The organism is Corallibacter vietnamensis (assembly GCF_039537875.1).
GTDB classification, from domain to species: Bacteria; Bacteroidota; Bacteroidia; order Flavobacteriales; family Flavobacteriaceae; genus Corallibacter; species Corallibacter vietnamensis.
Genome location: NZ_BAABBI010000001.1, coordinates 1,089,242 through 1,102,107, shown reverse-complemented (window position 1 = coordinate 1,102,107; position 12,866 = coordinate 1,089,242). Strand labels below are relative to the sequence as shown.

The window sequence follows — 12,866 nt, the reverse complement described above, 5'->3', positions numbered from 1 at the left end:
TTAATAACAGCCATATAAAAAGCCGTTATCTAAATACTTAATAACGGCTTATAAAAAATAACATTATGTAATGGCTTTAATTTCGCACATCAAACCGAATTGGTAATGCATAAAGTACTTCTACATTTTTTTCACCATGTTTTCCTGGTGTCATTTGAGGTAGTTTTTCTATAACCTTGTTTGCTTCTTTCTCTAATTGTGGATGTGGTGCTCTAGACTTTATATCTACTACGTGTCCGTTTTTATCAATTTTAAAAAGCACATTGATTCTTTGAATTCCTGAAAGCCCCAAATCTTGTGCTAAATCAGTATTAAATTTTTTTTGAACGAATTTTGACATTTTTTGAGACAAGCATTCGCGTCGTTCTTCATTTGATGTTGCATATTCACAACCAGGAAAAATTGGTACTTGTTCTACTAGCATAACATTCATAGGAGGTAAATCTACCGGTGGTTCGTAAACAGTAACACTTCCTGGATCGAGAACCGGTTCATCTGAAGTTGTTTGTGGAAAAATCTCGGATTCCTCTTGAGAATCATCATCATTGTCAACAACGTCTGGTTCTAAATAGGGATCATAACTACGCTTTGTTTCCTGTTGTTTTTCAGGTTGCTCTTCATAAACCGCATACGTTTCATTATAAACATAGAGATCTTCTTGTGGAAGGTCATGAATAACTTCTGCTGCGTAAGTTTTTGTTTTAAATGTCATTTGAAACAACCCATAGGTTACAAACAGAGACAGTATTAGTCCTATTTGAAAATAGAGCGTTGAGTTTTTTTGTAAATTTGCATCATGCTTTTGTGGCTTTTTTGTACGAGACTCGTTTTGGCGAATGAGCTCGTGATTCTTTTTAATAGAATTCATAATAATATCGTTTAAATGTTAATATTATTATAAAATCACAATAAGCATACCAAAAAAGAAATCCCGTTATAAAGTTTATAACGGGATTTTAATTTTTTAGAAAAACGTCAGTATTTACTGCACTTGGAATTTAATTGGTAAGTAGTAAGGTACTCTTACAGCTTTACCTCTTTGCATTCCAGGTTTCATTTTAGGTAGCATATTTACTACACGTTGTGCTTCTTGCTCTAATTTTGGGTGTGGAGCTCTTGACTTAACATCTACAATGTTTCCGTTTTTATCAATTTTAAAGAATACACTAATTTTTTGTACTCCTGATAGTCCTAAATCTTGAGCTAAATCTGTATTAAACTTTCTAGCGATGAACTTATTTATCTTTTGGTTCATACATGCTTTTTTAGCATTGTTATCTCCTTTTTCACATCCAGGAAAAACTGGTACATTTTCAATTATTGCAAAAGGTACTTCAACGTCTTCTTCTACTTCTTCTACTTCTACTTCTTCTACTTCTACAATTTCTTCTTCTTGACTTGTTTCTGTAGACTCTATAACTGTTTCTTCCACTTCTTCTTCGTCTTCAACAACCTCAATAACTTCTGGTGCTGCTGGTGGCGGTGGTGGTGGCGGTGGTGTTTGAAGTGTTTCAGTAATAGGAACTTCTTCTTCTAATTCTTCATCTAGGTTTAATTTACCTATATCTACAGTTACTTTGTCATAGGTTTTATAATTTATAGCATAGTTTGCTAAAAATAACATTAATGCAAGACCGATTGCAAAAAACAGCGAACTGTTTCTACCTACATTTGCTTTAGGATTTTTTTTAGGTTCCATATTATTCTTTTTTTCCTGATTGCTAAAATAACCATTTATCTGGCAAAAAAGCAAACGATTATTATTTTTTAACTTCTGTTTTTATTTTATATAACAGTATTATAACCGCTATAAGTACTCCAGTTGTGTTTGATAAGATGTCAAACACATCAAAAACTCTTGTGCTTGTGAACACCTCTTGTAATACCTCAACCATTATGCCAAAAATTATTACTGCTACGGCAACATAAACCAAGGCTTTTATTGGCTTTAGTTTAAACTGCTTTTTTATAGTGTAATACCATAGTGAGGTTAAAATGGTATAGGATAAAAAATGAAAAATTTTATCACTATATGATGGTGCTACATCGTCTACGCTATCAAAATCAATAGTGATTAGGCAAAGTGTGGTGAGCACAATGGTATAACCTATTGAAATGAGTAACGCAGATTTATTATGCACCTATCAAATCTTTATAATCACTTGCAGACATTAAGTTATCAAACTCTGAAGTATCAGAACACTTTACTTTTATCATCCAGCCATCTCCATAAGGATCTGAATTTACTTTTTCTGGTTCATCTTCTAGAGATTCGTTAAACTCTATTATTTCACCAGATACTGGTAAAAATAAATCTGACACGGTTTTTACGGCTTCTACGGTACCAAAAATCTCTTCGGCATCTAGTGTTTCGTCTACTGTTTCTACTTCTACATAAACAATATCTCCTAGTTCGCTTTGAGCAAAATCAGTAATACCAATTGTTGCTACATCACCATCTATTTTTACCCATTCATGGTCTTTTGTGTAGTTTAAATCTGCTGGAATATTCATTAGTTGTATTTATTAATTTCTGTTGACAAATGTATTTATTCAATTTATAAATTCAAACAAATAATACTAACTGTTTTATAATTTGTGACTAATTTTTACTTCTTATAAAAATTAATTCCCAAAATTATAACGCAAGGTTATTCCTGAACGTATTGTTGTTTGAGGAAATGCTGTTGAAATGGCATACTCTGAAAAAGCGTAATCAAAATAGAAAAGCGCTGTTAAACTCTTACTGAAAGAGTAATCGGCAGAGAATTTGGCAGACCATATTGTTTGTCCAGATGTTATCTGGTTATTATCGACATCTAAATATCTTATAATTGTTTTATTGTCACGACGAGAAACATCTGCTTTCATATTTATATCGCTAACAATGGTCTTTCTTGGCCCGGCTAATTTTGATTTAATTTTTACGTCTTTCACTCTATATCCTAGTCCTAAAATATATTCGTTACCTTGAACCTCTGTCATTAAATTATTGTCAAAACTTAATGATAACAATCTGTCTTTTTTCATTTCTGCAAGGATCTTGATTGAGTTATTCATCTCCATATCTATTCGCAGAAGTGGGCTAAACATTTCAGATAAGTTTATGTTACTATATAGAGTTTCGTTTTTATAATTACCGCCTTGGTTTATGGCGTTTTGTGGCTGGTCATCATAAGCTACACTAAAATCTATTGGTTTATAATCTAAATTTGACCTGTATTGATTTATTGTGTAATTAGAACGATAACCATGAACTAATGAAAAACGTTTAAATCTATCTTTAAACCATTTTAAGTTCATCAATCCTGTATATTTAATATCCCAGTTTGGTATTGGGATATCTCGTAATGCAGATAATTTTACCTTACCAGCATCTTGTCCTGAATATGCAGCTAGAAATGCAGGTAATAAAACAGACTGACTTGTTTTTCCAAATCCTTTTGGAAAGCCGTTAACGTCATTATTTTCAAAATTGTTAGGATTATTTAAATCTATACCTCTTTCTTGTGCTAGTCTACGAGCTACCAAAAGTCTGTTTTCTTTAAACTCATTAAAGGCTTTTGATTGCGCTTCATCACTACTACTAAATGCTGTTTTTATTAAAACAGTAGAGATGTTGAAGTTTCCGTAAGTATTAGGTGTTAATGATTCGTACTCATATTCACCATTGAAATTATTTACACGATAGTTTTCGGTATAGTTTTCAGAATAAACTCTGTTTCCTACTAAATCTATTTGTAAATCATTAAGCGGTTCAACATTTGCTGAAAAGTCTAATTGTTTGGTTTTATTTGTTGTGTATTGCTCATTAAATTCTGGATATAATGTCAACCATCCTTTTCTTGCAGCTTCTTCTCTTACATCTCTTTGACTACCAAATGTAAATCCTGTAGTTGGCTTTAATGTCCCTATAAAGCCTGGCGATTGTGTATATCCTGGTAAATAGGTTCCGTTTGTTTCAGAATAGTTTAATTGAATTCGTTTAACACTCGTTAATAAATCTATACCTGCATTTAAGAACTTGGCACCTGTATTTTTTGATTTTTTAGGGGCAGCATCTTTATTGTCTACAGCTCCGGGAGGCATTGTTTTAGACGTACGTCTAGCTGCTAGAGAAGCAGATCCGCCTCTTCTTATGTTTTTCTTTTTAAGGCCTATATAGTTATACAACTTACTCATATTTAAAGTTGTATTAATGTTATGCTGATTTGCGTTTGAAATTGTATTTCCTAAATCGTATGTTTTACCATCTACTTCTAGGTCACCGAATAAATCTGAACCTTTTTGCCATTGAAATTCTCCACTATAAGAATAAGTAGCATTTATAAAGTTAAATGTTGGTATCTTATTTATTGGTATTTCATAGTTAATTCCTAATTGTTGATATTGACTATTTGGGTCTCCAAAATCAAAAAATCCGTCCCAAATATCTAATTCAGGGTCTTGCTTTCCGTTTATAACATCATCTATAAAATAGTTTCTAACAATATTATTATTTGATGCTGTAAAGTTTAATTGCAAAGATTTTGTTAGGTTATAGTTTAGGGTGTAACCAAAGTCAAAAGTATAGTTACGTCTAAAAAGTTCTTCAAGTGCAATGTTTGCTCCTGTTAAATCTGTGTCTCTGAATTTTTGCTTATTATACTGTCTGTTAAAGTTTGTTGTAATTGTGAAGTTAGACGGCAATAAGTTAAGATTAAAATCTTTTAATAGTTTCCAGTATTTACCAGTAAACAATGAATCATTTTTCTTAAAAGGCTCAATATTTACAGGCTCAAAATTATGTGCATAGTTTACTCCTGCTCTTAAGCTTTTGTCTACAGAGTTTTCTATTTCAAAATCTCTATGCTCTACCTTATTATAAGAATAGTTGAATGTTAAATTTTCTACATCATAGAATCTAGGTTTTGCATCTCCTGTTCTGTTTTTCTTAACTCCTATAAAGTTTATACTTTTTCGTTTTGTATAATCTTCTGATTGTTCTAAAATTTGATCTTCTTCAGCGCTAGAGTTTGCAGCATCTAATCGAGATTCTAAAGTTAAATCTTTATAAAATTGATCATATTTTGGTGTTATTGTTTCTTCTCCTACACCATAGTTAAAAGGAATTTGAATACCCCATTTTTTTGGTAATAACTGTCCAACATTCACATTTGTAACAACATCATATTGAACAACATCTTCTCTACTACGCTCATTAGGGCCTTGCTCTATAGTTCCAAATCCTGCTGTACTTTGTCTACCAGTAGCACTTACTGTAGCAAAATCTGCTATGTTTGAATCCATGCTTAAAACAGCTGCCCAACCGCCTTCATTATCTAATTCAGCTAATCGTAATTCATTATACCATAAGGTTGCACACTCTTCAGTAGTTGAAGCATTTTTGACTCCTACCATTAAGGTTCTAATGTCTCCAAAGTTAGGATTTCCTTTTATAGCAACACGTTGTTGCCCTATAACATAAGGTGCATATTCATTTACAGAATTTGCACTTACAACTTCGTTTACAACATCATAAAAAGTTGCATTAGGACTACTTATATTACCATCACTTATTGCTCTAGCTTTTATATCTTGAAGTACTTTTAACGGAATATTAATCTCGTTTTCAGTAGGCCATAATGCTGCACTAGAAATACCTTGAGAAACTTTTAACGGAACTTCTATTTGATAATAGTTTTGAGTTAAATCGTTACCCATTCTTATAAAACCTACTAAATCGCCATCTGCTAATCCAGGAGTTTCTCCCGGTTCAGCATGCATAAACATTCTCAATCGCTTGTATTGACGCATATCTACACTAATGTTTTTGTAAACAGCTCTTGCATCATGAGATTCTAAATCGCACACATTAGCTACTAATGATTGCTCATTTTGACGAATTACAGTATTGTTATTAAACAACTCTTCTGGTGTAACTCCTGGAGGAGATTGATAGCTACCATCGTTTTCAAGTGTACTAATAACTCCTATACTAAAATCTGTATTATCTAATTCAGGATCTCCTAAATCTTCATCAAGTGTTTGTGTGTAACGTCTCCATTCGCTTCTTACTAAATCTAATGTTCCAAAACGAAAAACAGTTGCTTCTGAAAACTCTTTAAGATACATACGAGCAAAACGAATAGATCTTAAATCTGAAATACCTCCTATAGCATTGGTAAATTCACTAACAGGGATTCTAAATTGATACCATTTTGGGATTACTGTTTGACCATTAGGTAAAACTCTAAATTCAGAATCTTTTATATCTACAACATAAGGGTTGTTTATATTTAATGATGCTGGTGTGATATCTAACTCATACTCAAAATAACTATCTATTGTATTCATTGTATTATCACGGTTTACATCTTCTACATCTGGTTGTGTGGTTGCTCCACGATTTGTATCAGAAAACGTATCTGGTGAATTGCCTTCTACACCATTGTATCTTTTATAACGATCAAATACATTACCAGAAGCATTTAAAAAATAAGCATAATTATCATTTGCAGGATCAGGTAATGCTGCATAATTAGGAAATGCTTGTTGCTCTTCTGCATCATCATAACCATCATAACCTACATCTTGATTGGCGCGTTGTTGTCCTGTTGTATCAAAGGCATAAATCAATGATTGGTTTTGTGGATAAACTGTTCCCCAAGATGATTGTGGTAACATAGCTGCATTTCCATCATCAGGCAAACCGTTTTCATACAGTTTTCTTCCATCTTTTATAATATCTTCTGAAATATTCCCTAAATTGAATACTAATTTTCCTCCTGGATTTGCACTATTTTCTTGATATGGATCTTGTAACCAAAACTCAATATACTCAACATTGGCCTGTTCAAAATCAGTAGAGGTTAACTGTCTTGTTATACCTGCCCAAGAGTTTTCTGGGTTTGTAAGTGTGTTTGAAGGAATATCAACTCCTGTTGTTTGAAAGTTATAAGGACCTCTTTCTGATGGATAATATGCTAAATCTAAAGTGTATAAAACTGTTGTTTGCCCTTGAGCTATATCTTGCTGTGGAAATAATTCATTTATAAAAACACGGCTGGTAAAAAGGCTTGAAATATCTTCATCTGAAATTCCATCTGGACTTTGATTACTGTAAAAAATTGGATCAATAGTATACCAGTTTAATAAAGCTCTTCCAAACCCGTTTTGAATTCCTAAATCATCATCTCCAGGCACGCTACCTGGAAGTAATCTTGGTCTACTTGAAAGAAACCATGATTGTGGTGATTTTAAATCAATATTATTTTGTGTTCCTTCAAAATCATCAATATAAGATGTTGCTTCTCCTTGAAAATCGGTTCCTTTTGGTGCTCCTGGAGCTAGATAGGCAAATTCTCCTCTTAAAGAAATGTTTGAAGGCACATCGGTATCGATATTAGGTAATTTATTGACCATTCGTGTTAAGAAAGGTACTTCGGTAGAGTAATTACCATTTAAACCAAATATGTGGTTGTTAATTGGCTCTTGACTATAATTTGCTTTTTGAGTTATTGGTCGTTCATTTAAATGTAACCATGTTGCCCCTAAAACAAAATTCTCATTAAATTTATGTTCAACATTAATTCCTGTAAAACGTTTGGTTTGTTGCCCAAAAATCGCATTGTTTTCGGTAGATACTTGAATAGGTGTATTTGAAGCTTTTAATGCTTCATCTAGTATTTGAACTGTTCCTAATTGGTAATTTACTGTATAATCTACACCTTCTACAAGTGTTCTTCCTCCTGCTGTAACATTTACTGAACCTCTTGGTACGTTAAAAGCGCCTATTGAAATCCCATCACTACCTGAAGATTTGTAACGCCCTTTTATTTTAAACTTATTCTTATCTGCTTCTTCTAAAGCAGCTGTTTTAGTTTCTTTATAAAGAACATCAAACACATATTTTGCTTGGTTAGGGTTATAAGTAGCATCGTTATTATAATCTTCTGTACCAGTAGATAATACCTCAAATAAATATTCCCCAAAAGGTTCTGCTTTTGTGAATATTATTTTTCCGTTTTGAGGTAGCACAGTGATGCCTGAAACAAAATCAAAAAACCCATCACCGCCTTGTTGCGGATCGTTATTAAAGTTTAATCTATCTAAATTAAACAGCCTTAATAATGTTGTATTCTCTATTAACTCATCACTTGGTGTTGATGGCGTAATCGGGTTACCGTTTATATCAACACCAAAAGTTCCACCTACTGGTGAAATAAAATTTAAAGGAGATGCTTCGTTGTAAAAAATATTTAGTTTAAAATCTTCTTGACTTAATTGATATGCTCCAGTATCATAAATGTTTTTCATCATCAAATCCCAAATAGGTTGATTTACATTTGTTACTGGACTTTTAAGTAATTTAACTATTAAGCTATTGTTAGTCACAACAGGTATTGTTCCTGTTCCTCCTGTATTATCTATTCCTGTTGCATCTACTCCATCATTTGCAAATTCTCCTACTTGGTATACTTGACCTCCCACCGTATATTGGAAAGCAACACCTAAAACTTCATCATTGTTTAATCTCTGGTTTAGAGAGATATAACCAAGTTGTGAGTTTAATGTATATTCTTGTCCTTCTTGTAATTTTCTGGCATTTTCTAATTTTGCATAATCTGAACCTTCATTAACGCTAGCTGATAAGCTGCCAAAGCCTTGTTGTACTGTTGCTATATCTCTTATTGCTGTTGTTAGAATAGATCCTGAACCTATTCTTGTAGGGTCAAAATCATTATTACCGTTATTTGGATAAGCATTTGGTCCTGCATTGATAAAGCCTCCAGGAATTGGATTTAAGTAAATATTATTGGCATTAGGATCTGGATTTGATTCACCTAAATCTTGTAATGCAACAACATTTCTAACGTTTTCTGTTTGATTGCTTCTATTTGTAACCCAAACTTCAACTCTGGTTATTTGTACATTGGTATTTATAAATGGATAGTTTTCTAATGCTTTATCATAATTATCTCTAAAATAATGCGCTAAAAAGAAGTGTCTATTCTCATCGTAATCTCTAGCAAAAAAGTCAAATTCTTCTAAAGTACCGCCACCTTGAGCTACAACAGTTCTTGTATCAGATTTTTGTTCAGAAAACACACCGGTAATAGTTGTTTTTCCAAATTGCAACTGTGCTTTTACACCAAATAAACTTTGTGCGCCTGTTATTAGAGAACTGTTAAGAGGCATACTTACGTTACCAACTTCAATTTTCTGGATAATATCATCTTCTGTTGGTGTGTATTCTAATTTTATTAAATTTTGAAAGTCAAAAGTAGATTCTGTATCATAATTGGCTGTTACTTGCAACCTAGTACCTACTTTACCTAATAAGCTTAAACTAATTCTCTGATCAAAATCAAAAGTAAAACTACTTCGGTTTCTTGGTGAAAATGCTGGATTATCTTGTTTTGTAAATAAAATTCCTAAATCCATTTCTACAGATCCTTGCGGAATTACCTCTATGGTATTACTACCAAAAATGGTTTCAAAAAAGCCTGAATTCACATAAAATTCTGGAAGTAAATTTTTTTGTTCTTCTTCAGTTCCTTCTTTTTTACCATCAAAAGCATCGGTTTTTTGCTTATAATATTCTTTTAATTTCTCTTTAATAACTAAATCCTGAAACTCTTCTGGTGTAAGAATAATTGGGTAGTTTATATTGAAATTACCAACGGTTTCTGTATAAATATATCTATCTGTTATTGGGTCATAAGTGTATTTAGACTCTATACTGTTAGGGTTAGGCATTTGTAAATTACCTAAACTATGTCCTGTTTTGATGGAGTCTTGAGCTACAGGCTCTTGAGACCAAGCAATAGATGTAAGCAATAATATAAAAACAGTGAGTAAGCGTGTTTTTTTTGATATACAAAAGTTATAGTTGGTTATAGTATTCAAAATATATTATAAGTTTTTTAATGCTTGTTTTATGATTGTTTCCACATCTGCATCTGACTGCATTTTTAGGATATTATCCACAACGCGCTCTGATTGCTTTTTTTGAAAACCTAAAACATCTAAAGCAGATAACGCTTCATCTTTATTTGTATTGCTTTGCGGAGCCGAAAGTTCATCAATATCATAAACTTTCAAAATTTTATCTTTTAAATCCAAAATTACTCGTTGAGCAGTTTTAGCTCCTATTCCTTTAATAGATTGGATTAAAGCAACATTTTCTGTGGCAATACCTTCTCTTATTTCTTTTGGCGATAATGATGAAAGCATGGTTCTTGCTATACTAGCTCCAATACCGTTTACTGAAATTAATAGTCTAAAAATTTCTCGTTCACTTAATGATGAAAAACCAAATAGGGTATGTGAATCTTCTTTTACTTGAAGATGTGTAAATAACTTTATATTCTCCTGATCTGGAATTTTTGAAAAAGTATGTAAAGATATATTAAGTAAATAACCAACGCCATTACAGTCTATCGTAACATCGGTTGGGTTTTTCTCTACAAGTTTACCTTGAATGTGTGTAATCATCAACTAACTATAATTAAACCTCTCAAATGTAATAAAATTATTCACATTATTGAGGCTTACATTATTAACGTTCTTTTTTGGTGGCTTTTAAGTATTCCTTTTGCTGGGCATCTATTACTGCTATGGCGGTCATATTTACAATTTCATCAACACTTGCTCCTAGTTGTAAAATGTGAACTGGCTTTCTCATACCCATCATAATTGGCCCTATTGAATCTGCCTTGTTTAGTTCTTTTAGTAACTTATAGGTAATATTAGCCGATTCTAAATTTGGAAAAATTAAAGTATTCACCTTTTTGCCTGCTAATTTAGAAAACGGGAATGTTGCTTGTAGCATATCACTATTTAGTGCAAAATCTGTTTGCAACTCACCGTCTACTAATAAATTAGGGTGTCTTTTGTGTAAATAAGCAACAGCTTCTCCTACTTTGGTTGCTGTTTGATTTTTTGAAGAACCAAAATTAGAATATGAAATCATTGCCATTACGGGTTCCATACCAAACATTTTCACAACTCCGGCTGTCATTTGGGCTATTTTGGTTAAGTCATTCGCAGAAGGATTTATATTTATTGCTGTATCGCTTAAAAACATAGGACCTCTTTGTGTCATTAACACATTGGTGGTTGCTAACCTGCTTGAGCCTTCTGCTAATCCTATTAGTTCTAACATTGGTTTTACTACAGACGGATAATTTCTTGAATATCCTGATACTAAGGCATCTGCATCACCTTGATTTACCATCATAGCTGCAAAATAGTTACGCTCTCTCATTATTTTTTGTGCAGAAAATAATGTCACACCTTTACGCTTGCGCTGATCCCAATATACTTTAGCATATTCATTTTTTCTTGACTCTTCTTCATCTGATTTAGGGTCAATAATAGGAACATCGGCATCAAACTCAATTTCATCTTTTAAAATCTCTATTGTTTCTTTTCTTCCTAATAAGATTGGAAAGGCAATGCCCTCATCATAAGCTATTTGAGCTGCCTTTAAAACATCTAGCTGATCAGCTTCTGCAAACACCACGCGTTTTGGGTTGATTTTTGCTCTATTCAGTAAAAGTCTTACTGTTTTATTATCAGAACCTGAACGCTCTAAAAGTTCTTCTTCGTATTTTTTCCAATCTGTAATTGGCTCTTGTGCAACACCGCTTTCCATAGCTGCTTTTGCTACAGCTGGTGGAATTTGAGATATTAATCTAGGATCAAATGGTTTTGGAATAATATAGTCTTTACCAAATGCCAATCGTGTTTCTCCATAAGCTATATTTACTTGTTCTGGCACTGACTCTTTGGCTAAACGTGCTAACGCAAGTACCGCTGCCATTTTCATTTCTTCGTTTATTTTTGTTGCTCGAACATCTAAAGCACCTCTAAAAATAAACGGAAAACCTAATACGTTATTTACTTGATTAGGATGGTCACTACGACCTGTTGCCATAATAATATCTTCTCTAGTATCTACTGCTAAATCATAGGCTATTTCTGGATCTGGATTTGCCATAGCAAATACAATTGGGTTATTAGCCATGGATTTTAGCATCTCTGGAGATACAATATTTGAAGTTGATAAGCCTATAAATACATCAGCATCTTTCATGGCTTCATCAAGCGTGTCAATTTTTCTATGAGTTGCGAATTCTGCTTTTTCTTTAGTTAAGGTTTCTCTGTCTTTTCTTATGACACCTTTACTATCTAGCATAACCATGTTCTCTAATGAAGCTCCACATGATTGATAAAGTCTTGAACATGAAATTGCAGCTGCTCCAGCACCACTAATAACAATTTTTACATCTTCAATTTTTTTATCAGCTAGCTCTAATGCATTTATTAATGCTGCTGCAGAAATGATAGCCGTTCCATGCTGATCATCATGCATAACAGGAATATCTAATTCGTCTTTTAATCTTCGTTCAATTTCAAAAGCTTCAGGAGCTTTAATGTCTTCTAAGTTTATACCGCCAAATGTTGGTGCAATATTTTTTACTGTAGCTATGAACTCTTCTATGTTTTCTGTATCAATTTCAATATCAAAAACATCTATATCTGCAAATATTTTAAAAAGAAGTCCTTTACCTTCCATTACAGGTTTTGAGGCTTCTGGACCAATATTTCCTAATCCTAAAACAGCAGTTCCGTTAGAAATTACAGCAACTAAATTTCCTTTAGTTGTATACTTATAAACGTTATTTACATTTTTTGCTATTTCTAAACAAGGTTCGGCAACGCCTGGTGAATATGCCAATGATAAGTCTCTCTGACTTGCATATTTTTTTGTAGGTACTACTTTTATTTTACCTGGTGTTGGTTTTGCATGATAAACCAATGCTTCTCTTCTCCTGCTCTGTTTACTCATAAAAATGATTTAGTATCAAATACAAATG

7 protein-coding genes are annotated in these 12,866 nt (G+C 32.7%); all 7 read right to left on the bottom strand.

The features are described from left to right. Window positions 1–76: 76 nt before the first annotated feature. Window positions 77–868, bottom strand: coding sequence for an energy transducer TonB (locus tag ABD690_RS04985; RefSeq protein WP_344727811.1), 792 nt, complete (start codon window positions 866–868; stop codon window positions 77–79). A gap of 114 nt (window positions 869–982) precedes the next feature. Continuing rightward, window positions 983–1,699 (bottom strand): energy transducer TonB, encoded by a 717-nt coding sequence (locus tag ABD690_RS04980; RefSeq protein WP_344727807.1) that lies wholly within the window; start codon window positions 1,697–1,699, stop codon window positions 983–985. Between the two features lie 61 nt (window positions 1,700–1,760). Next, the gene (locus ABD690_RS04975) at window positions 1,761–2,141 is read right to left on the bottom strand and encodes a VanZ family protein (RefSeq protein ID WP_344727803.1); all 381 of its coding nucleotides are present in this window, start codon (window positions 2,139–2,141) and stop codon (window positions 1,761–1,763) included. Then, entirely contained in the window at window positions 2,134–2,514 is a 381-nt protein-coding gene (gene gcvH, locus ABD690_RS04970; protein ID WP_344727799.1) for a glycine cleavage system protein GcvH, read from the bottom strand. The genes ABD690_RS04975 and gcvH overlap by 8 nt, the downstream gene beginning before the upstream one ends. A gap of 111 nt (window positions 2,515–2,625) precedes the next feature. Beyond that, window positions 2,626–9,891, bottom strand: a complete 7,266-nt coding sequence (gene sov, locus ABD690_RS04965; protein ID WP_344727794.1) for a T9SS outer membrane translocon Sov/SprA — start codon at window positions 9,889–9,891, stop codon at window positions 2,626–2,628. A 6-nt stretch (window positions 9,892–9,897) separates the two neighbouring features. Continuing rightward, complete coding sequence (ruvA, locus tag ABD690_RS04960) at window positions 9,898–10,479, bottom strand: Holliday junction branch migration protein RuvA (protein ID WP_344727790.1); 582 nt, start codon at window positions 10,477–10,479, stop codon at window positions 9,898–9,900. Window positions 10,480–10,543: 64 nt separating this feature from the next. Beyond that, window positions 10,544–12,838 carry an NADP-dependent malic enzyme gene (locus tag ABD690_RS04955; protein ID WP_344727786.1) on the bottom strand — a complete coding sequence of 765 codons (2,295 nt, stop codon included), beginning with the start codon at window positions 12,836–12,838 and terminating at the stop codon, window positions 10,544–10,546. Window positions 12,839–12,866 lie beyond the last annotated feature (28 nt).